The following is a 24,947-nucleotide window of genomic DNA, read 5'->3' as shown; positions in this document are numbered from 1 at the left end:
TGTTTTTTCCTTTAAGTGTTTGTTGCTCAATACCGGCGTATTTCGCACGTTTCAAATCCTCTGAAAGGTTTAATAAATATTCTACTTCTTTTTGGCTGAAATCTAATAATGTTAGGAAATGTCTGTTTCTTAAGTTTTGCATTCTACTACAACTCCTCTTTGTGATATATTACACCTTCATTATAAGTGACTTATTTTTCAAGACAATGAAATAAATATAGTTTTAAAAAACTTTACAGAACTCTAATTATTCCTAAACAATTGCGATTCTATAATTTTGAAAATTAGGCTTTAATTGTAATCTGCTTCTTGTGGTTAGAAATAAAGGTGTGAGACATTGGTTTTGATTTATTATACACTATAACGAATAAAAATACATAATCATTCATAAAAAAACACACTTTTTCAAAAAAGTGTGTTAGAAATGCTCCATTTTCAGAATGTGCGTAATAATATCGTCGATTTTGTGCATGACTTCGTGCGTTGTACGATCAACGATTTTATAATGCCTCGAGCTTAAATCTAAAGTACGTATTTGACCGACATCGACAGTACCTTTAATTCGATGTTCCATAGAATGTAGTTCAACATCAGTAGGATACTTAACAGCTCTACTTGTAATAGGAGAAACCCATACTAAACCTGTCTTTTGATTAAATTCATTTCTGCTTAGAACCACACAAGGTCTATATTTACCTTTCTCGCGACCAAGTGTGGGATTCAGATTAACTTCTATAATTTGATATTGTTTTACCATTGCTCACGCTCCGATGCTTCGCCCCATTCATGCGTTTTGTAATCTGAGTAATCGCCGCCCTGTTGAAAGAAACGGTTCCACTCTTTAGTAAAATCTTCATGGTTTACTTTTTTTAAAACGATAGTATCGTTGATTATTTCGTGAACTAATTGATCTCCAGGTTTTAAATTTAAAGATTCTATCACAGTATCAGGCAATGTAACGGCATGACCTTGTTCAGTTTTGAAAATTCGTGCATGTTCTTCTGACATAAATAACACCTCTTCAGATTTATCATATCTTATTTAACTTAAAATCGGCAGAAATAATGTTGGATTTATTATAAAGTGTAGATTGAATCTTATTAATAATAAAGAAATAGTTTAGAATAGAAAGAAACAAGTGCTAAAGAGGAGGTGTACAAGATGTTGGGAATACTAGGTGTGTTGTGTTTTATTATATTTATAATTTACATAGCCATGTTTGTCTTTTTATGGATAAAAAGTAAGCAGAAGAAAGCAGCAGGTATCATTGCTTTAGTAGCATTTATTTTAAGTATGATGTTCTTTGGAATGTCTGAACCAGATACAAAGCCTGAAACAACGAATAATCAAACTGCAGATACAACACAAGATCAATCAAAAGATGAATCGAAAGATACACAAAAAGACAATCAGTCAGAACAACCTAAAGCAGCTCCGAAATCAGAACAAGAATCGGACAATGGTCAAAAGAAAGAAACGAGTGAACCTAAATCTGAACCGCAAACACAACCTAATGGTTTAGTTAGAGAAGAAGTTGAATTCATACGTCCTGTAGATGGAGATACAGTAAGATTGAGATATGAAGGAAAAGAATCTGCCTTCAGATTATTGTTGATTGATACACCGGAGACGAAACATCCTAGAAAAGGTGTAGAACCATATGGTAAAGAAGCGTCTGATTTTACCAAGAATATGTTGATGCATGCTTCTAAGGTTGAAGTTAAGTTTGATAAGGGCGGTAAGACAGATAAATATGGCAGATATCTAGCATATGTCTATGCCGATGGTGTGATGGTAAATGATGCATTAGTCAGACAAGGTTTAGCAAAAGTGGCTTATATTTATCCGCCAAGTGTTATGTATTTAGACCAATTACAAGAGAGTCAACGTTTAGCGCAACAGGAACATCTGAATATTTGGAGTGGTAATGTCCCAGAAAATAATTATCAAAGTAGCCTGCCGTCAGGCTCCCAAGGATCTCAAAATCATTCACAAAACAGTGCGTCTCAAAATGGAGGAACGAAGTATTATGCTAACTGTACGGAATTGAGAAAAGACTATCCTGGAGGAATGTCTAAAGATCATCCGGCTTATAGAGATAAAATGGATGGAGATAAAGATGGATGGGCATGTGAGATAAATTAATGGGTATGAAAAAAGTAGAATTCGTTTGAATTCACATAATAAAAATGATTGTAAAAAGTAAATGGCTATGCTATAATTCTTGATTGTGAGTAATGAAAATTATTCCTTGCTTACTCCAATTGAGAGTAAGCCGTATAGTCCACGAGGAGGTGCAGATAAAAATGAGAACATATGAAATTATGTACGTTGTTCGTCCAAACATTGAAGACGAAGCGAGAAAAGCATTAGTTGAACGTTTCAAAAATATTTTAACTAACGACGGTGCTGAAATCATTGAAGAAAAAGATTGGGGCAAACGTCGCCTTGCTTACGAAATCGACGATTTCAAAGAAGGTTTCTACAACATTGTACGTATCAACACTGAAAACAGTGAAGCTACAGATGAATTCCAACGTTTAGCAAAAATCAATGACGATATCATTCGTTATATGGTTATTCGCGAAGACGAAGATAAGTAAAAACAGAATGGGGGCGTTTAAATGATTAACAGAGTTGTATTAGTAGGCCGTTTAACTAAGGATCCTGAATACAGAACGACACCCTCAGGCGTAAGTGTAGCGACTTTTACTCTAGCGGTTAATCGTACGTTTACGAATGCGCAAGGGGAACGTGAAGCGGACTTTATTAACTGTGTTGTTTTTAGAAAACAAGCAGAAAACGTAAGCAATTACTTGTTTAAAGGAAGTCTTGCAGGCGTTGATGGTCGCTTACAATCACGCAGTTACGAAAACCAAGAAGGACGCCGTATCTTTGTTACTGAAGTTGTATGTGACAGTGTTCAATTCCTTGAACCAAAATCACAAAACCAACGTCATGGCCAACAATCTGGCGGTAATAACCAATTCCAGAGCTATGGTCAAAACTATGGTGGTCAACAACAAGGACAAAATACGTCATCTTATCAAAACAACAATTCATCCAACGCTGGTCAATCAGACAATCCATTCGCAAATACGAACGGACCTATTGACATCAGTGACGATGATTTACCATTCTAATACGTGTAATGAACGTAAAATTTGAAAATATCGATTAAAGGAGGCAGTTAACCATGGCAGGTGGACCAAGAAGAGGCGGACGTCGTCGTAAAAAAGTTTGTTACTTCACAGCAAACGGAATTACACACATCGACTATAAAGATACTGACTTATTAAAACGTTTTATCTCAGAACGCGGTAAAATTTTACCACGTCGTGTAACTGGCACTTCAGCTAAATATCAACGTATGTTGACTACAGCTATCAAACGTGCTCGTCATATGGCTTTATTACCATATGTTAAAGACGAAAACTAAGATGAAACTTATAGATGAACCCCGTAAGCATAGGCTTACGGGGTTTTTATGATTGAAACTTTAAAAAGCGTCTTTAAGTAAAAGACTCTATACTATTTAGGGCTGGTGAGTAAATCACCAGCCCTAAATAGTATAGAGTCACTTAATCTGTAAATGGGAAGTCTAACATCTCAGTAAATTTTATCACCTCAAGATCTTTAGTGTAAATATGTTCTTTTAGTTTTCCTCTGCTTGTATTAATAGTTATATAAGAGTTCTCATTTAAAAAATTCTCTGATTGGTATTCTATTAAATCTAAGGTTACTAATGAGTAAATGGCTCCGTATGACTCAATACTTATAGGGATTGTTGTGTTTGTAATTTCTTGTGTTAATTCACCTTTGATTGTAGTATGTGCAACTCTGTGTTGTAGATAGCGGCCGTATCTAGTGATACTTTTTCCATTTATATTGCTAGTGATTGAAACGCCAGTAATAGAAATTGGATTTTTCGATTTATTAGTGAAAATAATATTTAAATGTACTCTTTTTTTGTTTGGCGAGGTCACTCGGTTAATGACTTCAACTTCTAAATTTTTTCGTTCTGTTAGTAAAGTTCTAATTGTCATGAATAATGTTATAAATATTGAAATTAAAGAGATAATAAAAGCAGTAATACTCATTTTCAACACCTCGATTTTTTCCATTTTATATCATGTCTGAGCTATTCTATCAAATCTACATGTGAATATCTCTAAAATAGCTTTTTAATCTAAATCTTTGACGTTCCATACTGTTTAGCGTGTAACCAGTATGGATAAATTACTTGTATTTCCTTTTTATTATCTATATACTCATTATGTTTTAACTTATTGAATAATTTATTCCTTTTTTTATTTGGTTGTTTTCATTTGCACAAGGTTAAACTAAGATATACTATCAAGGAGGATTAAAATGAGTATTATTGGAGTGGTGTTAACAATTGTAGGAACAGTCTTAACAGTATTTAACACAATTTCTGCTATCAAATGGAGAAAGCGCAATTATGATTATCAAAGGGAAATGGATAATTATAAAAATGAACTTCAAGAAGAAAATTATGCTTATATCAAAGAGTTAAATGATAAAAATGAATTGAAAGAATTCATTAATAATTTTATAAAGTTAGGATATAGTACAACGATGTCTTGTGTAGCTTTTCTATACACGTTAGATTATATTGTTAATAATTTAACTAAAAACAACGAATATATAGAGAATGCAAAGCTAGAAAGGTTATTAAGAGAATATTTCGATATCAAAAAAGATGTAAATGTTTTGAAAACTGACACCACTCATTTATATTTACATTCTTCTGATAAAAATGAAGTTGCATTGATAGGTGGAACTTTTAACGAAATATATTTTCTAAGTGAATTTATAGAAATACAGTTAATGAAACATTATAATAAAGAAAAAATAAACAATAGAAAAATGGGTAATGATATAAAAAAGGCATTATCATCTACTGAAGATGTTTTAAAAATTATGAGTAAATTAGATTCAATGTTAGTCAACAAAATAAATATTCAGTATTCAGATAAAGCTGGAGATGGCACAATGACTTTTGTAACAGGCACTGAATATTTCAAATGGTATTTTCCTGAATTTCCAGACGAAGTAAAAACTTTGAATATAAAAGGGTTTTTTACATAATAAAATAACATTATAATTGAAGTTAAATTTTCTGAACTTTGTTTTAGTTAAAAAATACGCCCGACATCGCGAGCGTATTAAGAAAGTCATTAAGTATTTATGGATTATTTTTTAGGAGCAAAAGTGTCTACTAAGTTCACGATTAACTTGATAATACCACCAATAATATCTGCGATCATCATGATAAGCAACCTCCTTTTTTTATCTTAATTTTATTCTAGATGATTTTTCTATTTCATTGCGCAAAATTCCTTAAGTCATCATTTAACCTACTTAACTGTTAAATTTTGACTCTGGAAATAACAGTTACGTTCCCTAAGTGTTCTAAAAGTATAAGTATGATGAGTTGTACACTGTGTTTATTGCGTTTATGGACGGGTAAAATATTTTTGAAATGTATCCACTACATTGGACAAGTGAATAAATGTCAAGTTGAAAAGGAGCATCTTAATATGAGTAGACAAGGATTAAATAAAAACGATAAGAATGAAACATCTCATCCAACGCACTACGAAGGATTAGATCATAGCGGTAAAAGTGAAGAACACTTTGATCTGCATAAAGCGAATGATTTATTAACAGAGTACAAAGAAAATGAAAATAAGTGGTCAAAAGAAGAACGTACTAAAGAATTAGAATTAATCGAAGATGAAATCAAAAAACAAAAAATGTTGGTTAAAGATAGAGTGAAACCAGATAGTCAACCAGAAAAAGATCGTTTAGCTAACTTATCAGATAAAGTGACTGAACAAGTATTCGGTATTTTTGAACATACAGATGATTTAGAAGAGGCTAAAAGATTTTTAGAGTCTCATTATCAACGTGGTAAAGTTGATATTGCTTATGGTCGTTCTTTCATTTTAGTTTGTGAAGATTCACTGCTTGCACAAGCAAAAAGCGAATACTCAAGCAATAAAGATAATGAAGAGTTAGTTAATTTTATCTCTGAAAAGAATATTGAATTAAGTAAAGAAATTATGTCAGATGATTACGTTCATTTATTAGAAGTAGAGCGTGAATTCTTAAAAATCTTGATGAAAAATAATCAACTTGACGAAATTTAAAAGTTAAATAAAAATGTATGAGACCTTAACCCTGTAGCATTGATGCATATCAATATTACAAGGAATTTTTTATCTGATTTTATTTTCATTAGCTATCTGTATAGGTTGAAAGGAATGTTTGGGTGTTGTTAATGTAAGAAGTACATAAAATATAATCACTTGTACACAAGAGACCATACAAGAATGTTAAAATTAGATAACAAACAAACATTAAGTCGATAAAATTATATAAAAACATGTTATCATTACGTTAAATCTATTTGCTCAGTGTCATAATGAAGTAAAGTGAATTGAGTAAACGGCAGAGGATAACGAGATTATAGGAGTGAACACAACGTGAAGCTTTATTTGATACGGCATGGAGAATCAACCGCAAACTATGATAATCATCATGGAAATCAATACTTTACTGGACAATTAGATGTCTCTTTAACAAAAGAAGGCGTACGTTCTGCACAAGCATTAAAAACATATTTTGAAGGTATACATATAGACCATATCTACATTTCTGATTTAACCCGTACGATTCAAACATATGAAAATGGTTTTGACAGTACGATTCCACATACTTTTTCGCCATTATTAAGAGAACGCTCTCTAGGGGAGTTTGAAGGCTATCCAAGAGAAACACTACGTGACAATCCCGTTTATAGTCGTTATTTTGAAGATCCACGATACAGCGACTTTCGAAACAGTTTTACACAACGTGCACCTGGCGGTGAAAACTATTCAGATGTATTAGGAAGAATAGATGAATTTTTTAAAGATATATTGGATATTAAAGACGAAGTAGTAGTAATTGTGGCGCATCAAATTTGGATACGTTGCTGCTTGTATTATTTAGGTGTAATTACTGAAGAAGAATTATTCGACAAACACATTGAGAATTGTGATCCGATTCTTGTAGATACTGAAAACATATAAAAGCGGTTGAATCCCTTGTTTTGGATTCAACCGCTTAACATTTATCTTGATTGATTTTATTTTAATTTGTCGATTGCTTGAGGTAATAACTCTTCAAACAAATCAATGAAGTTTAAATAAACATCTTTATAAACGTATTCATCAATTCGGTGTGCTTGGCTTGTTTCGCCAGGACCGAACATAATAAGTGGGAAGTCTTTTCCTTTATCAAGCATTAAGTCAGCCGCATCTGTGACACCTGGTGAAGCTTGTTTAGGAATAGATTCACCTAAATATTTTTTACCGAGTGATTGTGCTAGGTCTACTACTGGATTATCACCAGTTGTGAAGACTGCAGAACGTGACATATACGTATCAATGTCTAAATCACAATCACTGTATTTTTCTTTAACATCTTTTGCGACTTGTTCGAATAAGTCTTGGTAGCCATCATTGTCTGCTTCTGGAATTGTTCTGATATTAAATTCTACTACTGCGCGGTCAGGAATAGAGTTGACTTGTGTACCACTATTAAAGATTGTCGCATTTGCGACAGGTTCGCCTAACTCTTCATTTGTCGCAGTAATTTTAGCTTGTGCTTCATTAATGCGATGCACAAAGTCTACTAATGGATTCAACGCATTATAACCGAGTTGAGGCATAGAACTATGCACAGATGAACCTTTTGATGTGACACGGATATCCATAGAACCTTTATGTGCATAAATAATTTTATCTTGAGATGGTTCTGAAATAAGCAATGCATCTACATCATCCATATAACCATCTTTATAGAAGGCTCTAGCTCCGTCACCTTCAATCTCTTCGCCTACTGTCGCAAGTAAACGGATTGTGCCTTCTTTTGGTAAGCCTTGGTCGTGTAATTCAATTAAGCTGATCACAAATGCAGCTAAACCAGATTTCATATCTGCTGCACCACGACCGTGTAGACGTCCTTCATCATCTTCAGTTAGTTTGAAAGGCGGTGTTTGCCAATCTTCTGGGTTACCTGGTGAAACAACATCCATATGACCAGATACCCCGATAACAGGGCTGCCACTACCAATTTCAGCTACAAGGTTTGCGCGTGTATCTGTTAATTTAATAATTTTAGCGTCGATATTATGTTTTTTGAAAAGGTCTTGCAGATACTCTGCGACGTCTAATTCATTATCGTTCACAGATTCAATACCGACTAAATCTCTTAATATATGAATACGTTCATCTGACGTTAATTTACCCATATCATCAGCTCCCTCATAAATTTTCATACAATATAAGCGTAAAATATCGGATAATAGTATTCAAACAATTCGCACTTTTGAACGTTAAAATAAATAAGCGTAAACTCGGAGGTAGACGGGAAAATAATAAATGAGTCGAAGACATTGGAGGAATCGTATTGGATAATAGAATTCAATATCAAAACGTTGCGAAAGATAAGGTTAATATTCTATACGAAATGGAAAAACAATTGAAAAAAGCGAGCATCGATCATCACTTACAAGAATTAGTGAAAATCCGTGCTTCTCAAATTAACGGTTGTGCCTTTTGTTTGGCAATGCATACAAGCGATGCACGTAAAATCGGTGTAAGTGAGGAAGAAATTTTCTTATTGAACGCATGGCATGATACGAATATATATTCTGAGAGAACGAAACTAGCTTTAGAATTAACAGAAGCTATTACTTTAATTTCACAACATGGTGTATCTAATGAGTTATATCGACGCGTACGCGAAGTATACACAGAAGAAGAATATACAGATTTAGTCTTTGTGATTAATCAAATCAACTTCTGGAATAGACTCTCTATTTCAATGGGTAATGAACATAATGTTTAATATCGTATAAAGAAAGCGCGCGAGCACTGTTTAATGAGTGTTCGCGCGCTTTTGTATGTTCAATGATTATTTATCAATCGCTTGAGTAGATAGCTTGTGTTTCTTTAAGAAAGCTTTGATTTTCTTTTGTTGTTTTAAATTTACGTCACCTGCGTAGTTTGTAGGAACGTCGACGACATTGACTGTTTTTTGTGGACTATAACTCAACTCTTCTAACTGTTGATCTGCACGTGCAATTTTATAGTTAACAGCGCTGAAGTATTTATTAATACGTTCGATATCTTCTTTTTGATTAGAAGGAACTTTATTATCTTTTAAGAATGCTTCGAAATTCATTTGGTTCTTCGTTGTAATGTTAGCTAATTCTCGTAAATCTGTATCTAACTGATCTGAGACTTTTTGACGACCATCATATTGTTGGTCTAGCTTATGTTGTAAGACGTATTTGTTATCAATGATATCGTTATTCGCTTCTAAGTAACGTTTTAAATAATCACGCGTTTTTTGTTCAGTTAAATCTTTACCTTTTTCAGAGGTTTTAAAGATTTCTATTTTGTGAATCGGTGTCGCATTTTTCGGCGCATATTTTGCGTGATGTTCTTGTTTTTCGTCTTTTTGTGCACAAGCTGTAAGCGTCACAGCTAACATTAATGTGAAAGCGATGATTAATAGTTGTTTTAGTTTGCTCACTTTTGTTTCTCCTTCACTGTTCTATATGATTACTTTCATTATAGCTTAACATCCTAGCATGCGTTAAGTATCTCGTTGCCATGGAGATTCCAGTCTTGAAGTGAAAGGAACATCGAGTTGATATTTCGCGATGAAATGTTGCGCAACGTGCAGCATGAGATAGCCGAATAACACAGCACCGACGGTATCAGAAAAGTAATGCGCATGAACGTAAATACGTGAAACCATCATAATGAAAATCATCAAATACGCGATATAATGCCAATAACGTTTACGCATTAACGTTAAGAAGACCACTGCCGCTACGACAATTGTTAACGTATGCAAACTTGGGAAACTGAATCCTGAGATATATTCCACAGGACGTGCGCGATGAATAAAGTACTTCAATCCAATTCCTAATAAAAGTGTCACAATTGCCCAAGTCATTGTTATCAATGAGAGCTTTTTATTCTTGAAGAATAAAATAATTAAAATGACAGCCATAAAACCAACTAAGTGCCATGGTTGAAATAGGTTAGAGTAGACGATTAAGAAGCGGTCCATAAATGGTACTTGATGTAAGAGTCTGACGAAGTTATAAATCGGTTCGTCTATCATAAGGATGAAGTCCAATTTCACCAGCAGCATTAAAATAATAAAAATAACGAGGGTAATGCCGATATGTTTGGTATGTAGGACCTTCATAATAAAACCTAACTTTCTTTCTTGATTTAGATAAATTATAGCTTACTGTCTCATCTTTGCCATCCTACTTTGGAATGAACTAAACCTAACGGTAGGTGATAGGTTTGATTAATCATGGGATTGAATATATTTTTCAAATTTACGCAGTATAAAGAAGAGCAGTGCTAAATATACACCGAGTTCGACTAAAATGAGCCATGCGTGGCCAAATTTGATAAGTATAAATAAGTCGAGGACGCTTAATGGAAGACTGACGTATAAAAGACGTTTGAAGTAACGTGTTTGCAGTGACTGATAAAAGCGTTGCAGCTGTTCCCAATTGAGGTTTCTAGGAAACGTGCGGGTTCGATTCAAACCGATGAAAAGATTGTTTAAATTGACAGTAGAACGAGAAGCTTGGCTGAGATGAACTATAGAAACAAGTAATAATAACATAGACAACCAAAGCTCCTTTTCTCAGCTATATTGTAGTGAATTATATTAATTGTAACATGAATATGTATAAAAAAAGACAGACAAAGATAGCTTTCTTAAAGAAATTTATCTTTGCCTGTCTTATTAGTTATCCGTCTTAATCAAATGATAGGGAGAGATTAGTTACGGATAATATAATCAAATGCGTTCAGTGCAGCATCTGCACCTGTACCCATTGCGATGATAATTTGTTTGAAGCGATCGTCTGTTACGTCGCCTGCCGCGAATACACCCGGCATACTTGTTTCTTGTTTACGGTCTACGATAATTTCGCCATGGTCGTTTGTGTCAATTGCACCGTGCAACCATTCAGAGTTTGGTAATAGACCGATTTGGACGAAAATACCATCTACATCAATTTGATGTGTTTCGCCAGTTTTGTTGTCTTCATATTTAAGACCGGTAACATGATCGTCACCAAGAACTTCTGAAGACTGTGCATTTTTCAAGATTGTAACGTTTGATAATTCACCTAAACGTTTTTGTAAAATCTCATCTGCACGTAAGAAGTCTTTGTATTCTACAAGTGTAACGTGTTTTACAATACCTGCTAAGTCAATAGCAGCTTCAGCACCAGAGTTGCCGCCGCCGACAACCGCAACATTTTTACCTTCGAATAAAGGTCCGTCACAGTGAGGGCAGTATGCAACACCTTTGTTGCGTAACTCGTCTTCACCTGGAATGTTCAAGTTTTTGAAGCGTGCACCTGTAGCAATAATAACTGTCTTACTTTTTAGTTTGGCATCATTTTCTAAAGTAACAACAATGCCGTCTTCAGTTTTCTCAACGTTAGAAGCACGGATACCATCCATCACATCAATATCGTATTCATTGATGTGTTGCTCTAAAGCAGATGAGAATTCTGGACCTGTTGTTTCTTTAACTGTGATAAAGTTTTCGATACCTGCAGTTTCAGTCACTTGACCACCGATACGATCTGCCACAATACCTGTACGTAAACCTTTACGTGCAGTATAGATAGCAGCTGTACCACTTGCAGGACCGCCACCGATGACTAATACATCGAATGGTTCTTTATCATTGAATTCAGCAGGGTCTGCTTGGCTGCCTAACATGTTTAAGATGTCAGAAATAGTCATGCGGCCGTTACCGAATTCTTCACCGTTTAAGAATACAGCAGGAACTGCCATAATATCTTCAGATTCTTCTCTGAAGACTGCGCCATCAATCATTGTATGCGTAATGTTAGGGTTTAACACACTCATCATGTTCAATGCTTGAACCACATCCGGACATTTTTGACAGCTTAAGCTGATAAATGTTTCGAAATGAAGTGGTCCTTCAAGCGCTTTGACTTGATCGATAACACTTTGTTCTTCTTTCGGAGGGCGTCCGCTGACTTGTAATAAAGCCAATACGAGTGAGTTGAATTCATGACCTAATGGCACACCGGCAAATACTATGCCTGTGTGCGCATCAGGAGTATCTACACTGAAACTTGGTGTACGTTTCAGCGTATCCTCTTTAACAGTGATATGCGATGACATATCAGCAATTTCATCTAACAGGTCTTTCAACTCTTTAGATTTGTCGCTGTCATCATAGCTCGCTGTTAAAACCACGTCGCCTTCCATTAATTCAAGAAGTTGAGATAATTGTGATTTTAACTCTTTATCCAGCATTTATATGAATGCCTCCTTAAATTTTACCTACTAAGTCAAGACCTGGTTGTAAAGTTTCGCCGCCTTCTTCCCATTTAGCTGGGCAAACTTCACCTGGATGTTGACGTACATATTGAGCAGCTTTAATTTTGTGAACTAAAGTGCTTGCGTCACGGCCAATACCGTCTGCGTTAATTTCTGCAGCTTGTACTACGCCATCAGGGTCAACGATGAAAGTACCACGTTGAGCTAATCCTAGTTCTTCATCTAATACATCAAAGTTACGAGTGATTGTTTGTGATGGGTCACCAATCATTGTGTATTGTAATTTGCTGATAGCATCTGAGTGGTCATGCCAAGCTTTGTGTACGAAATGAGTATCTGTTGAGATTGAGTACACATTAACACCTAATTTTTGTAATTCATCATATTGGTTTTGAACGTCTTCTAATTCAGTTGGGCAAACGAATGAGAAGTCTGCTGGGTAGAATACTAAAACGTTCCAAGAACCTTTTAATGTTTCTTCTGAAACTTCGATGAACTCATCTTTTTTAGGATCATAAGCATTTGCTGTGAATGGTAAAATTTCTTTGTTAATTAATGACATAAAATACATCCTCCTAGAAATTAAAAAGTTTTTTTGATTAGAAAGCTAATTAGGATAGCTAAATTATCCTAATTATTTATTTATAATAATTCTAATCTCCTTGATTCCTATTATCACATTATCGTCAGAAATAGTCAATACTCGTGATTGTGTAAGTGGAATAATGCATAAAACACTGTAAATACTAGTGTATTAGAAATATTAACGACTTTTAGAATGTGTGTAAAGCAAAGAAATTCATAGGAAATTAACAATTATTTCTCAATATCAATTAGAGATTAATTTTCTCAATAAAGATGACTGATTATTAATCGCAATCTCTACAATAACGTTATACCCCGTTTCTGTCTCTATAACAACAGAAAGGGGTATTGTAACTTATTATTCAAATGTGACCTCAATTGAGCCTGGGTAACTATATTCTGCACGATACGTACCTTTTTCAGCTGGAACAGGTGGAACAAATGTACCAGAAGAAACAATTTGGCCTTTAAGCAGTTGTTTATCTTGTGATGCAAGTTTTTTAACTAACCATTTTAATGCTTCAATTGGATTACCTAGTACATCTGAAGAAACACCTGTCGCAATTTCTTCATTATCTTTTGTTAATTTTAAAGTGATATTTTCAAAGTCTTCATATGAGACACGATCAGCAGCTTCACCTAATGCGACTAAACCTGAAGCTGTGTTATCAGAAATTAAGTCGCCTAAAGTGAAGTTAGGGAACCAATCTTTATAGCGTGCATCTGGTATTTCAATACCTGGCGCTACTTTAACGCTGTTTAAGATATCTTCGTCTGATGCATCGGGACTAATATCATTTAATATCACGAACACGAGCTCAGGTTCGATAAGCGGTGCGAATAATTTAGATAATTGAACTGTTTCACCTGATTTTACAACTTTATCAGATAAAATTGTTCCGTAAGCCGGCTCATCTGTATTCGCGTAAGCTTGCGTTTCTGCACTGGTCATACTTACTTTGTAGCCTGCGATTTCACTGTTGTTTGCTTGTGTCAATTCACTGATTAAAGCATCTTGGATTTGATAGGCTACCGATTCGCTGATGCCATATTTTTCTGAAACAAAGTCAATCGGTTCATGATTTTGTTGTGCTTTAAACAATGCATTTACAATTTCTTTTTTGTATTGGACCATAGGTATCTCCCCTTATTCTGAATATTACTATTATTAGAATAACTTTTATTGTCTTAACTTTCAAAGCATTAAATTTTTATGACTTATGAAAAGAGGGTAAAATAAGAGTGCTAAAATCATTTGAAAGGTAGGAATGAAAATTCTATGTCAGATGTAATCGATCAAATTATGATGAAACACCACTCTGTAAGAAAATTTAAAAATGAACCTTTAAGTAAAGAAACGGTTAAAAAGTTAGTGGAAGCAGGCCAAAGAGCTTCTACATCAAGCTACTTACAAACATATTCTATTATTGGTATTACAGACCCTGAAATTAAAAAAGCATTGAGAGAAATTTCAGGTCAACCTTATGTAGAAGAAAGCGGCTATTTATTTGTCTTTGTGATGGACTATCACCGTCAAGATTTAATCAACAATGAAGTTGAGCAAAACTTACAAAGTTCATTTGAATCTGCAGAAGGCTTACTTGTCGGTACAATTGATGTTGCGTTAGTTGCACAAAATATTTCAATTGCGGCAGAAAGCTTAGGACTTGGTATGGTTTATTTAGGTTCATTACGTAATGATGTTGCTCGCGTGAAAGAGCTATTGAACTTACCTGAATACACATTCCCATTATTCGGAATGGCGCTAGGTGTTCCTGCAGATGATGAAAATGGTTCACCAAAACCACGTTTACCATTTGAAGCTGTCTTCCATGAAAATGGATACAACCAAAACGATGACGAAGAATTAGGTTATATTAAAGATTATGACAAAGAAGTCAGCGCATATTACGACAAACGTACAAATGGAGAACGTAAAGAAACTTGGTCAGAACAAATTGCACAATTCTTAACAATGAAAGAACGTGCAGATATGTTAGACGAACTGCATAATTCAGGTTTCATTAAAAAATAAGTGTTCATTCATCAGACGCTTGATTAAAAGTAGAGAAATTAAAAAATCAGCCCTATCACGCTCACTTTAATTGTGAACGCGATAGGGCTGATTTATTTTACATAAAGCCTAAGCCTAATATTTAACTCGTACTTATAAGAAGTTAGCCTTCTTATCTCTTAATAGTCTGTACTTAAGTCATTATATTGATTTTCATTAAATTTCTTTTTATCCAAGTTGCCAGTTAATTTAGCACTGCCGACACCTGCAAGCATAGAGTCATTGACATTTAATGCTGTACGACCCATATCAATTAATGGTTCTACTGAAATTAGCACACCAGCTAATGCGACAGGCAAGTTCAATGTTGAAAGTACTAAGATCGCAGCGAATGTTGCGCCGCCGCCAACACCTGCAACACCAAATGAAGAAATAATAACAACCGCAATGAGTGTCACAATAAACTGCAAGTTGACTTCAACATCTGCAACCGGTGCGACCATCACTGCTAACATTGCTGGATAGATACCTGCACAACCGTTTTGGCCGATAGATAAACCGAAAGATGCTGATAAGTTCGCAATACCTTCAGGTACACCTAAACGTGATTTTTGTGTTTGTACGTTTAATGGCAGGGCACCAGCACTTGAACGTGATGTGAATGCGAATATTAATACTTCAGCGACTTTACGAACATAGCGCCAAGGATTCAAGCCGAGGATGCTGACAATAATTAAATGAATGATGAACATCGTAATTAAAGCCGCATATGAGGCCAATACGAACTTACCTAATGTCCATAACGCTCCGAAATCACTCGTCGCAATGGTATTCGCCATAATAGCTAAGATACCGTAAGGCGTTAAACGTAAAACGAAAGTTACAACTGACATAATTACTGAATAGATAGCTTCAATTGCACGTTTTACGATATGACCATTTTCAGGTTGTTTACGTGCGACACGTAAATATGCGAAACCGATAAATGTCGCAAAAATAACTACAGCGATTGTAGATGTTGTACGTTGACCTGTGAAATCTAAGAATGGATTTCTTGGTAATAATTCTAAGATTTGTTGGGGTAGCGTACTTGCGGTCATATCTTTTGCTTTCTGAGCAAGTTCTGTACCGCGTGATTGTTCTGCACTGCCTAAATCAATAGATGAAGCATCTAATCCGAAGACAAGTGCTGAAATAATACCAATTGTTGCTGCGATTGCAACTGTTCCAATTAGGAACACAAAGATGTAGAAACCAATTTTCGCGAATTTTTCACCTAATTGAATTTTAGTGAAAGCTGCGACAATCGAAATGAAGATCAGTGGCATAACGATCATTTGAAGTAATGCGACATAACCATTACCTACAATGCCGAACCAATCTGTTGTAGTGGTTGTGATTTTAGAACCAGCACCATAAGCCAGGTGCATAATAGCGCCAAGTACAATTCCGATACCTAGTGCGGTGAAAACACGTTTTGAGAAAGAAACGTGTTTTTTTGCCATAACAAAAAGTCCAGCGAGAAGCAGAACGAAGATGACAATATTAAGAATAGTGAAACCCAATTGAATCAAACTTCCTTTCATAAATATTTATCTTATAGCAAAAGATAAGACTTGATTTGAATTCAAATAACTGCTCAAAGAAGGAAGTTCATTTTATGATAACTGAACTTAGCAGATATGTATCAACTTTTTTATACAACAGTATAGGATAGTTGTAAAGTCCGTTTAAATACATAGTAAATATATCGTATATATAAGAAAGGGTCAATGGCGGTTTTTAACTGTTTCTTTAAAAATACTGTGAACAAAATAAAAAAATCCAACCCGAATTATCGGATTGGATTTGAATAGTGTTTAATTTACATACCGAATAAACGTGCGAAGAAACCTTTTTTCTCTTCTTTCTTATGATGTGGAACAGTAGGTTCATGTTGATTGTCAATCGGTATTTCTGGTTCAGGTGTTGTTGAATTTGGTGTACCTTGAACTTCTGTCTCAGGTGTTTCATTCTCTGATTTAGTTGTTTCAGATGCATCAACTGCTGGTTGTTCTGAAGTACTTTCAGATTTAACTGGTTCTGTTTGTGTCGGTTGTTCAGTTTCAGCTGATGCTGTGGCACCTTTATAATCAGAAAGCGGTGTTTCTGTAGTTTTTTGAGTTTGTTCTTCTGAAGATGTTGTTTCAGTTTTAACTTCTTCCGTTGAAGGTTTAGTTTCTTTGACTTCAGCAGTCTTAGCCACTTGTTCCTCTGCTTTAGGTTCAGTTTTAGTTTCAACAGTAGGTTGTGGTTGTGCTAAAACTTTTTCAGTATGAGATTTCATAGCTTCAGTGTTATCTTGAACTGCTTTTGCTTGATCTTTTTGTGCTGTTTCAATCGCTTTAAGTGTTTTTTCGTGTTGATCAAGCTTATCTGTCATTTGTTGTTGTAAAGTTTGTAAATCTTTTTGTTGTTGGTGTACTTGAGAAATCATTTGGCCTAGCATTTGACGTTCTTCACGCATCTTAGTGATGTCGTTATGTAAGTCACTTAATAATTTTGCGAAGTTTTGATCGCTAGGAAGTTGATTTTGATCATTCTCTTTAACAACAATTTGTAAGAAATCATTTTCTTTCTCTAATTCTTCGAAAGCTAAGTCGTAACTATTTGTTTGCTTAACTTTATCCGCAATCTCTCTGAATAACTCGATGTCTTCTTCTTGGAAGTCAGTTGCTTCACGACCACGGTATTCTGTTTTCTTTAAATGGTAACCGCGTTCTTCTAAATGTTGTACGATTTTACGTACTTGTTTCTCACTTAATTCGACGCGTTGGGCGAATTCTTTTGTTAGCATCTGATCTATATCCTTTCACTCTATGATTTTAAGTGGGACGTATGTCTTACGTCACACAAACGTTAGTCTAACCTCTACGTTAGTTTAACCCGATTTCCTTTTGATTTCAAGGGTTCTCACGATTTTCGAAGATCCATTTGTTCAAGTAGCGGATAAACGGTTTTGCGTGAAAGGTGATTTGCGAAAACATATTTTAAAATATAACAAGATTTAACACTAGTACCGTAAATATCTTTAGTCAACGGAATGCGTGTGTGCAAGAATAATTTCAATGGAATTGGTTCGCCGCCTGGCTCTATAGCAGGACGAATATAATCGATTTCTCTTTGTTCTTCAAAACCATGTTCTTTTAAGAAAAGATGACGTTGCATAAGCAAATCTGCATCAGGTTCATCTAAAGAATCCGGAATCGGCAATGCTTCCATCATAAAGAAATTCACATCGCGGTCATGCACACGGTTGGCTAGATTATCCAATCCTTCTTGGAGCTTCTCTAATGTTTCAGTTAAATAACGTTCTCTTTCTGGTGTGTCTACAGCAACTAGATACATAATAAATGCTGCATTTGTAGTAGCTTCGTAGTGGCCCGTGGCAAAACTGACAACTTCATCGTTATCTAAACCGACTAAGAAGACGTAATCATTTTGGGTGCGTTTATTTTCAAGTGATTGTTTGAATACATGGTGTTTTTGTGACACATTTCCGAATTGATAGTTATCAAAGAGATTTAAAGCTGCCTCATACAATGGATCGGATGTTTGTTTCACTAATTTAAAGTCCATAGCGCTGCCCTCCCATTTTTCTTTTGATTATAGCATATTGATACACTGGGCTTATATGTAAATAAAAAATAATCAGCAGACTAAGCTGCTGATTATCATGAATGCAAATTAAATTTCATACTCTTTATCGTGTTTATCTTTTTTTGTTTCGTATTCGTCTTTGAACTCTTTTCGGCTGATATCATGTTTATCAGCAAGCACAACGATATTACCATTAAGTAATTCGCGTTTTAGAATTTGACGTTCTGTGTCTGATAAGTCGTATTGTAATAAGACTGCTTGTTCACCGTCTTCCCCAGTTAGAAGGCGAGCAATTCTGTCACTGAACGTTCCGCTTGTAGATTGCACTGTCATGTCCGTGCTTGCTATACTGCCAAGGTTTAATTTGTTTTTGCTGATAACTGAAATCTCGTCTTTGGTATACCCCTCATCTAATCTGCGTTTTAAAGTATCAAAAATTTCGTCTTGTGATGTAAGTACAGTAATGTTTGCCATGTTAAAGCTCCCCCTCTGTGAAATATGTTTAATGTTATAATGTATACCCTTTTTTATATAATTGAACCATCTAAATTATACTATTATACGGCTAAGCTATCAAATAAATATAAGAAAATTCACACTATTATCAACGCAAGGACGTATTTTCTTCGATGCACAATTAGATTTTATGGAAATATGATGAATTAAGTTTCAGTTATTGAAATAAAGCCTGAAATTTGATATTATCATTAAATAATTTACCTTACTCATATAATCTAGAGAATTAGGCTTTAGAAGTTTCTACCATGTCGCCTTAACGACATGACTATGAGTCACTGATACAATACAACACAATGGTGCTTTCAAAACAAACGGGTAGACACGTGTTCATTCTATAATATAAGTTGAGGACTATTTGGGAGATGGGACTTATATTGTAGTGTTCACAAACATCGAGCGATTAAGTTTTGAAACGCGGAGAACAATAACAGCTTCTCAAACCGTCATTTATAAGTTGCTTTGGCAACACGCTTGAAGGGGTTGAACTTGCGTTAACCACAGAAGGCGTCAACAAAAATGGTCTTATATCTAATAAATATAAGATGATTTAAATTGACCTCCTGACTCCAAAGTGAACTTCATATTGATAATGATGTGTATTGCCTGTGCCACTCATAGATCCTGAAACTCATAGAGTAGTTTGGGATTTTTTTTATACACAAATTTAGGAGGTTTGTTGGTGTGGAAGCGTTGAAAAAGAAGGTTAAAGAAGACGGCGTCGTCATTGGCGAAAAAATCTTGAAGGTAGATGGGTTTTTAAACCATCAAATTGATGCAGTGTTAATGTATGACATTGGCGAAACATTTTATGAACAGTTTAAAGATCAAGGCATCACTAAAATCTTAACTGTTGAAGCATCAGGTATTGCGCCAGCTATTATGGCAGCATATCGTTTTGAAGTACCATGTCTCTTTGCGAAGAAGGCTAAGCCAAGTACTTTGGCAGATGGATTTTATCAGACAGATATTCATTCGTTTACGAAAAACAAGACGAATCGCGTCATTATCTCTGAAGAATTTTTAGGGGAAAATGACCGTGTATTGATTATCGATGACTTTTTAGCGAATGGAGATGCGGCACTTGGTTTGAACCGTTTAGTTGAACAAGCAGGTGCAGAAACAGTCGGTATCGGTATTGTAGTAGAGAAAAGTTTCCAACAAGGCCGTAAACGATTAGAAGAAGCTGGCTTAAAAGTTTCTTCACTTTGCCAAGTCGCATCGCTTCAAGGCAACCAAGTAACTTTAGTAGGTGAAGGTGAAGAGAACGCATGAAGAATTTCATCTTGAGTCTACAACATTTACTTGCAATGTATGCAGGTGCTATACTTGTTCCAATTATCGTCGGGACGAGTTTGAAATTCACACCAGAACAAATCACGTACCTTGTAACAGTCGATATCTTCATGTGTGGGGTAGCCACATTTTTAGAAGCGAATAGAGTAACAGGTACAGGTTTGCCGATTGTTTTAGGGTGTACCTTTACTGCGGTTGCACCGATGATATTAATCGGCCAGACCAAAGGTTTGGACGTATTATACGGGTCACTCTTTGTATCAGGGATTTTAGTGGTCTTAATTGCACCTGTCTTTTCATACGTTGTTAAATTCTTCCCACCTGTCGTAACAGGTAGTGTGGTAACGATCATCGGGATTAATTTAATGCCGGTTGCTATGAACTATGTAGCAGGTGGACAAGGGGCAAAAGACTACGGTGATATGAAAAATATCATTTTAGGTTTTTCAACGTTGTTGATTATCTTGCTTTTACAACGTTTTACACATGGTTTCTTAAAGTCTATTGCAATCTTAATCGGGTTGATTGCAGGAACTTTGCTCGCTGGTGCTTTTGGTGTTGTCGACTTGAATCAAGTTGGAACAGCACATTGGTTCGAGTTCCCGAAACCATTCAGATTCTCAGGCTTTGCGTTTGATATCGGTGCGATTTTAGTATTCTTTATCGTCGCATTAGTCAGCTTGATTGAATCAACAGGTGTATACACAGCGTTAAGTAAAATCACAGGAAGAACTTTGACGCGTAACGACTACCGCAAAGGTTACACTGCGGAAGGGCTTGCGATTGTGATTGGTTCTATCTTCAACGCATTTCCATATACTGCATATTCTCAAAATGTCGGTTTGGTTTCACTTTCTGGCGTGAAAAAGAATAATGTCATCTATGGAATGGTCATCTTACTCTTAATTTGCGGTTGTATTCCAAAGTTAGGCGCGTTAGCAAATATTATTCCATTACCTGTACTCGGCGGGGCGATGATCGCGATGTTCGGTATGGTAATGGCTTATGGTGTCAGTATCTTAGGCAGTATCGATTTCAAGAAGCAGAATAACTTGTTAGTTATTGCTGTGGCTGTCGGTTTAGGAACAGGTATCAGTGCTGTTCCGGAAGCATTTAAAGCAATGGGCGAACAATTCGCTTGGTTAACACAAAATGGAATTGTACTAGGTGCTATCTCAGCAATCGTACTTAATTTCTTTTTTAACGGCTTAAAGTATCAACAAAACGAAGAAAATGTGAAATAATGTAATTAAAACAAATAATGGAGGCTGTATTCAATGTGGGAAAATAAATTTGCTAAAGAATCTTTGACGTTCGATGATGTACTGTTAATTCCAGCGGAGTCTGATGTATTACCTAAGGAAGTAGATTTAAGTGTTGAGCTATCAGACAGAATCAAATTGAAAATTCCAGTTATCTCAGCTGGTATGGACACTGTAACTGAGTCAAAAATGGCAATTGCTATGGCAAGACAAGGCGGTCTTGGTGTCGTTCATAAAAACATGAACATCGAAGATCAAGCTGATGAAGTACAAAAAGTTAAACGTTCTGAAAATGGTGTTATTTCTAATCCATTTTACTTAACACCAGAAGAAAAAGTTTATGAAGCTGAAGCCTTAATGGGTAAATACCGCATTTCAGGTGTACCGATCGTAGACAATAAAGAAGACCGCAACCTCGTTGGTATTCTCACAAACCGTGACTTACGTTTTATTGAAGATTTCTCAATCAGAATTTCAGATGTCATGACAAAAGAAGACTTAATCACAGCTCCAGTCGGCACAACTTTAGACGAAGCAGAAAAAATCTTACAAAAACACAAAATCGAAAAATTACCATTAACTGAAAATGGTAAATTAGAAGGGCTTATCACTATCAAAGATATTGAGAAAGTTCACGAATATCCAAACGCTGCAAAAGACGCACAAGGCCGTTTATTATGTGCAGCAGCTATCGGTATTTCTAAAGATACTGACATCCGCGCAGAAAAATTGGTTGAAGCAGGTGTCGATGCATTAGTTATCGATACTGCACACGGTCACTCACAAGGTGTTATCGACCAAGTTAAACACATTAAAGCTAAATATCCAGAAGTAACAGTTATCGCTGGTAACGTTGCGACAGGCGAAGCTACAAAAGCATTATTTGAAGCTGGCGCAGATGTTGTTAAAGTAGGTATCGGACCTGGTTCTATTTGTACAACTCGTATTGTTGCGGGTGTAGGTGTACCTCAAATTACTGCAGTGTATGACTGTGCAACTGAAGCACGTAAACACGGCAAAGCGATTATCGCTGACGGCGGTATCAAATACTCTGGTGATGTTGTAAAAGCATTAGCAGCTGGTGGACACGCAGTAATGTTAGGCAGCTTGCTTGCGGGTACTGAAGAAAGCCCAGGAGAAACTGAAATCTTCCAAGGTAGACAATATAAAACTTACCGTGGTATGGGTTCATTAGGTGCAATGGAAAGTGGTTCAAATGATCGTTACTTCCAAGAAGATAAAACACCTAAAAAATACGTTCCAGAAGGTATTGAAGGCCGTATCGCATATAAAGGTTTATTACAAGACAACATCTATCAATTGATGGGCGGTGTGAGAAGCGGTATGGGTTATACAGGCTCTCACAACTTGAAAGAATTACGTGAAGAAGCAATGTTTACACGTATGGGACCTGCTGGTTTAGCAGAAAGCCACCCACACAATATCCAAATCACAAAAGAATCACCAAACTACTCAAGATAAAAGGAGAAACTGATTTATGGAAATGGCGAAAGAACAAGAGTTAATTCTTGTATTAGACTTTGGTAGCCAATACAACCAATTAATTACACGTCGTATTCGTGAAATGGGTGTGTACAGTGAGTTGCACGACCATGAAATTTCAATTGAAGAAATTAAAAATATGAATCCAAAAGGTATTATATTATCAGGCGGACCAAACTCAGTTTATGAAGAAGGTTCTTACACAATTGATCCTGAAATCTTCAATTTAGGCGTACCTGTACTTGGTATTTGTTATGGTATGCAGTTAACAACAAAATTATTAGGTGGAAAAGTTGAGCGTGCGAATGAACGTGAATATGGTAAAGCAATTATCCACGCAAAATCTGATGAAATCTTCTTCGGTTTACCAGAAGAACAAACAGTATGGATGAGTCACTCGGATAAAGTGATTGAAATTCCAGAAGGCTTTGAATCTATCGCAGATAGTCCAAGCACGCCTTACGCAGCAATCGAAGATAAAGAACGTCGTATCTACGGTGTTCAATTCCACCCAGAAGTGCGTCATACTGAGTATGGTAATGACATTTTACGTAACTTTGTGCGTCGTGTATGTGATTGTACAGGCGAATGGACAATGGAAAACTTCATTGAAGTCGAAATTGAAAAAATCCGTGAAAAAGTTGGAGACCGTAAAGTGCTTTGCGCAATGAGCGGCGGTGTAGACTCTTCAGTTGTTGCAGTGCTCTTGCATAAAGCAATCGGCGATCAATTAACTTGTATCTTCGTAGACCACGGTTTACTTCGTAAAGGCGAAGGCGACATGGTTATGGAACAATTCGGTGAAGGTTTCAACATGAACATCATCCGTGTGAATGCGAAAGATCGCTTCATGGATAAATTAAAAGGTGTGTCTGACTCTGAACAAAAACGTAAAATCATCGGTAACGAATTCGTATATGTCTTCGACGATGAAGCATCAAAACTAAAAGGTGTAGACTTCCTTGCTCAAGGTACGCTTTACACTGACGTCATTGAATCAGGTACAAAAACAGCACAAACAATCAAATCTCACCATAACGTAGGTGGATTACCTGAAGACATGCAATTTGAATTGATTGAACCTATCAATACATTATTCAAAGACGAAGTACGTGCTTTAGGTATCGAACTTGGTATTCCTGAACACTTAGTTTGGAGACAACCATTCCCAGGTCCAGGACTTGGTATCCGTGTTCTAGGTGAAATTACTGAAGAAAAATTAGAAATCGTCCGCGAATCAGACGCTATCTTAAGAGAAGTGATTCGTGAAGAAGGTTTAGAGCGTGAAATCTGGCAATACTTCACAGTACTTCCAGGCATGCGTTCAGTAGGTGTAATGGGCGATTACCGTACGTATGACTATACAATCGGTATCCGTGCCGTAACTTCAATTGATGGTATGACAAGTGACTTTGCGCGAATCGACTGGGAAGTCTTACAAAAGATTTCAAGTCGTATCGTTAACGAAGTAGATCACGTCAACAGAGTAGTCTATGACATTACTTCTAAGCCACCAAGCACAATCGAATGGGAGTAACCAGTCTGAATATATAAAACGAAAACCCTTTAACCGCAATGGTTAGAGGGTTTTTTAAGAATGCTTTAGCTTTAAAATCAACACGAATTCTCAAAAGTGAACGTGTATATTATAATTTTAGTAATAAATATGATGCTAACATGATAAACACCGAG

27 protein-coding genes, 1 pseudogene and 1 riboswitch are annotated in these 24,947 nt (G+C 35.7%); of the genes and pseudogenes, 13 read left to right on the top strand and 15 right to left on the bottom strand.

Annotated features, from left to right (window positions below):
* The 3 genes and pseudogenes from HMPREF3270_RS13480 to HMPREF3270_RS02845 all read right to left on the bottom strand — a co-directional run.
* Positions 1-142 (bottom strand): annotated as a pseudogene (locus HMPREF3270_RS13480) (ornithine carbamoyltransferase subunit F); the annotation flags it as partial.
* Positions 143-418: 276 nt separating this feature from the next.
* Positions 419-757 (bottom strand): type II toxin-antitoxin system PemK/MazF family toxin, encoded by a 339-nt coding sequence (locus HMPREF3270_RS02850; RefSeq protein WP_070848131.1) that lies wholly within the window; start codon positions 755-757, stop codon positions 419-421.
* Complete coding sequence (locus HMPREF3270_RS02845; protein ID WP_002480320.1) at positions 751-1,008, bottom strand: AbrB/MazE/SpoVT family DNA-binding domain-containing protein; 258 nt, start codon at positions 1,006-1,008, stop codon at positions 751-753. Before HMPREF3270_RS02845 ends, HMPREF3270_RS02850 begins: the two co-directional genes overlap by 7 nt.
* Positions 1,009-1,161: 153 nt before the next feature.
* Between HMPREF3270_RS02845 and HMPREF3270_RS02840 the strand changes: the two genes are divergently transcribed.
* The 4 genes from HMPREF3270_RS02840 to rpsR all read left to right on the top strand — a co-directional run bounded on the left by HMPREF3270_RS02840 (position 1,162) and on the right by rpsR (position 3,439).
* Positions 1,162-2,145 carry a thermonuclease family protein gene (locus tag HMPREF3270_RS02840; protein ID WP_083326796.1) on the top strand — a complete coding sequence of 328 codons (984 nt, stop codon included), beginning with the start codon at positions 1,162-1,164 and terminating at the stop codon, positions 2,143-2,145.
* A gap of 161 nt (positions 2,146-2,306) precedes the next feature.
* The gene (rpsF, locus tag HMPREF3270_RS02835; protein WP_002480322.1) at positions 2,307-2,603 is read left to right on the top strand and encodes a 30S ribosomal protein S6; all 297 of its coding nucleotides are present in this window, start codon (positions 2,307-2,309) and stop codon (positions 2,601-2,603) included.
* Between the two features lie 21 nt (positions 2,604-2,624).
* Positions 2,625-3,143 (top strand): single-stranded DNA-binding protein, encoded by a 519-nt coding sequence (ssb, locus tag HMPREF3270_RS02830; RefSeq protein WP_002480323.1) that lies wholly within the window; start codon positions 2,625-2,627, stop codon positions 3,141-3,143.
* 53 nt (positions 3,144-3,196) lie between these two features.
* Complete coding sequence (gene rpsR / locus HMPREF3270_RS02825; protein ID WP_002480324.1) at positions 3,197-3,439, top strand: 30S ribosomal protein S18; 243 nt, start codon at positions 3,197-3,199, stop codon at positions 3,437-3,439.
* A gap of 142 nt (positions 3,440-3,581) precedes the next feature.
* Here the strand turns inward: rpsR and HMPREF3270_RS02820 are convergent, their stop codons facing one another.
* Complete coding sequence (locus HMPREF3270_RS02820; protein ID WP_142397772.1) at positions 3,582-4,124, bottom strand: hypothetical protein; 543 nt, start codon at positions 4,122-4,124, stop codon at positions 3,582-3,584.
* A gap of 247 nt (positions 4,125-4,371) precedes the next feature.
* Between HMPREF3270_RS02820 and HMPREF3270_RS02815 the strand changes: the two genes are divergently transcribed.
* The 3 genes from HMPREF3270_RS02815 (at position 4,372) to HMPREF3270_RS02805 (ending at position 7,100) form a co-directional block, all read left to right on the top strand.
* Positions 4,372-5,112: a hypothetical protein gene (locus tag HMPREF3270_RS02815; RefSeq protein WP_057510318.1), complete on the top strand. Its 741-nt coding sequence runs from the start codon at positions 4,372-4,374 to the stop codon at positions 5,110-5,112.
* A 452-nt stretch (positions 5,113-5,564) separates the two neighbouring features.
* Complete coding sequence (locus HMPREF3270_RS02810) at positions 5,565-6,176, top strand: hypothetical protein (protein ID WP_002480325.1); 612 nt, start codon at positions 5,565-5,567, stop codon at positions 6,174-6,176.
* A gap of 336 nt (positions 6,177-6,512) precedes the next feature.
* Entirely contained in the window at positions 6,513-7,100 is a 588-nt protein-coding gene (locus HMPREF3270_RS02805; RefSeq protein WP_070848128.1) for a histidine phosphatase family protein, read from the top strand.
* 56 nt (positions 7,101-7,156) lie between these two features.
* Here HMPREF3270_RS02805 and HMPREF3270_RS02800 read toward each other — a convergent pair whose 3' ends face one another.
* A complete protein-coding gene (locus HMPREF3270_RS02800) occupies positions 7,157-8,323 on the bottom strand; it encodes an ArgE/DapE family deacylase (RefSeq protein ID WP_023014893.1) in 1,167 nt (388 codons plus the stop codon).
* A 158-nt stretch (positions 8,324-8,481) separates the two neighbouring features.
* Here HMPREF3270_RS02800 and HMPREF3270_RS02795 point away from each other — a divergent pair, with 158 nt between their 5' ends.
* Positions 8,482-8,922: a carboxymuconolactone decarboxylase family protein gene (locus HMPREF3270_RS02795; RefSeq protein ID WP_070848126.1), complete on the top strand. Its 441-nt coding sequence runs from the start codon at positions 8,482-8,484 to the stop codon at positions 8,920-8,922.
* A 66-nt stretch (positions 8,923-8,988) separates the two neighbouring features.
* Here the strand turns inward: HMPREF3270_RS02795 and HMPREF3270_RS02790 are convergent, their stop codons facing one another.
* From HMPREF3270_RS02790 to HMPREF3270_RS02770, 6 genes are all read right to left on the bottom strand, one after another.
* On the bottom strand, positions 8,989-9,612 hold the full coding sequence (locus HMPREF3270_RS02790) for an NDxxF motif lipoprotein (RefSeq protein WP_083326795.1): 624 nt from the start codon (positions 9,610-9,612) through the stop codon (positions 8,989-8,991).
* A 63-nt stretch (positions 9,613-9,675) separates the two neighbouring features.
* The gene (locus tag HMPREF3270_RS02785) at positions 9,676-10,299 is read right to left on the bottom strand and encodes a phosphatase PAP2 family protein (RefSeq protein WP_002480330.1); all 624 of its coding nucleotides are present in this window, start codon (positions 10,297-10,299) and stop codon (positions 9,676-9,678) included.
* A gap of 108 nt (positions 10,300-10,407) precedes the next feature.
* On the bottom strand, positions 10,408-10,734 hold the full coding sequence (locus HMPREF3270_RS13715; RefSeq protein ID WP_070848124.1) for a hypothetical protein: 327 nt from the start codon (positions 10,732-10,734) through the stop codon (positions 10,408-10,410).
* 158 nt (positions 10,735-10,892) lie between these two features.
* Positions 10,893-12,416 carry an alkyl hydroperoxide reductase subunit F gene (gene ahpF / locus HMPREF3270_RS02780; RefSeq protein ID WP_002480332.1) on the bottom strand — a complete coding sequence of 508 codons (1,524 nt, stop codon included), beginning with the start codon at positions 12,414-12,416 and terminating at the stop codon, positions 10,893-10,895.
* A 16-nt stretch (positions 12,417-12,432) separates the two neighbouring features.
* Positions 12,433-13,002 (bottom strand): alkyl hydroperoxide reductase subunit C, encoded by a 570-nt coding sequence (gene ahpC / locus HMPREF3270_RS02775; protein WP_002480333.1) that lies wholly within the window; start codon positions 13,000-13,002, stop codon positions 12,433-12,435.
* 381 nt (positions 13,003-13,383) lie between these two features.
* A complete protein-coding gene (locus HMPREF3270_RS02770) occupies positions 13,384-14,160 on the bottom strand; it encodes a 2-keto-4-pentenoate hydratase (RefSeq protein ID WP_002480334.1) in 777 nt (258 codons plus the stop codon).
* A 144-nt stretch (positions 14,161-14,304) separates the two neighbouring features.
* Here HMPREF3270_RS02770 and nfsA point away from each other — a divergent pair, with 144 nt between their 5' ends.
* Entirely contained in the window at positions 14,305-15,060 is a 756-nt protein-coding gene (gene nfsA / locus HMPREF3270_RS02765; RefSeq protein WP_070848122.1) for an oxygen-insensitive NADPH nitroreductase, read from the top strand.
* Positions 15,061-15,218: 158 nt separating this feature from the next.
* Here the strand turns inward: nfsA and HMPREF3270_RS02760 are convergent, their stop codons facing one another.
* The 4 genes from HMPREF3270_RS02760 to HMPREF3270_RS02745 form a co-directional block, all read right to left on the bottom strand.
* On the bottom strand, positions 15,219-16,544 hold the full coding sequence (locus HMPREF3270_RS02760) for an L-cystine transporter (protein WP_371099726.1): 1,326 nt from the start codon (positions 16,542-16,544) through the stop codon (positions 15,219-15,221).
* Between the two features lie 359 nt (positions 16,545-16,903).
* Positions 16,904-17,875, bottom strand: a complete 972-nt coding sequence (locus tag HMPREF3270_RS02755; protein WP_070848120.1) for a hypothetical protein — start codon at positions 17,873-17,875, stop codon at positions 16,904-16,906.
* A 116-nt stretch (positions 17,876-17,991) separates the two neighbouring features.
* Positions 17,992-18,657, bottom strand: coding sequence for a hypothetical protein (locus tag HMPREF3270_RS02750; protein ID WP_002480338.1), 666 nt, complete (start codon positions 18,655-18,657; stop codon positions 17,992-17,994).
* Between the two features lie 108 nt (positions 18,658-18,765).
* Positions 18,766-19,152, bottom strand: coding sequence for a general stress protein (locus HMPREF3270_RS02745; RefSeq protein ID WP_002480339.1), 387 nt, complete (start codon positions 19,150-19,152; stop codon positions 18,766-18,768).
* 231 nt (positions 19,153-19,383) lie between these two features.
* Positions 19,384-19,485: riboswitch (purine riboswitch) on the top strand.
* A gap of 393 nt (positions 19,486-19,878) precedes the next feature.
* Here HMPREF3270_RS02745 and xpt point away from each other — a divergent pair.
* The 4 genes from xpt to guaA are packed head-to-tail and all read left to right on the top strand — an operon-like array spanning position 19,879 to position 24,792.
* The gene (gene xpt, locus HMPREF3270_RS02740; protein ID WP_002480340.1) at positions 19,879-20,469 is read left to right on the top strand and encodes a xanthine phosphoribosyltransferase; all 591 of its coding nucleotides are present in this window, start codon (positions 19,879-19,881) and stop codon (positions 20,467-20,469) included.
* The gene (gene pbuX / locus HMPREF3270_RS02735; protein WP_070848118.1) at positions 20,466-21,734 is read left to right on the top strand and encodes a xanthine permease PbuX; all 1,269 of its coding nucleotides are present in this window, start codon (positions 20,466-20,468) and stop codon (positions 21,732-21,734) included. The genes xpt and pbuX overlap by 4 nt, the downstream gene beginning before the upstream one ends.
* A 33-nt stretch (positions 21,735-21,767) precedes the next feature.
* Positions 21,768-23,234: an IMP dehydrogenase gene (gene guaB, locus HMPREF3270_RS02730; protein WP_002480342.1), complete on the top strand. Its 1,467-nt coding sequence runs from the start codon at positions 21,768-21,770 to the stop codon at positions 23,232-23,234.
* Positions 23,235-23,250: 16 nt separating this feature from the next.
* Positions 23,251-24,792, top strand: a complete 1,542-nt coding sequence (gene guaA, locus HMPREF3270_RS02725) for a glutamine-hydrolyzing GMP synthase (RefSeq protein ID WP_070848116.1) — start codon at positions 23,251-23,253, stop codon at positions 24,790-24,792.
* Positions 24,793-24,947 lie beyond the last annotated feature (155 nt).

Origin of the sequence: Staphylococcus sp. HMSC65H10 (assembly GCF_001839185.1) — a bacterium.
Lineage (GTDB): Bacteria > Bacillota > Bacilli > Staphylococcales > Staphylococcaceae > Staphylococcus > Staphylococcus simulans.
Note: the sequence above shows the minus strand (reverse complement) of the source record. Positions and strands in the feature narration are given on the sequence as shown.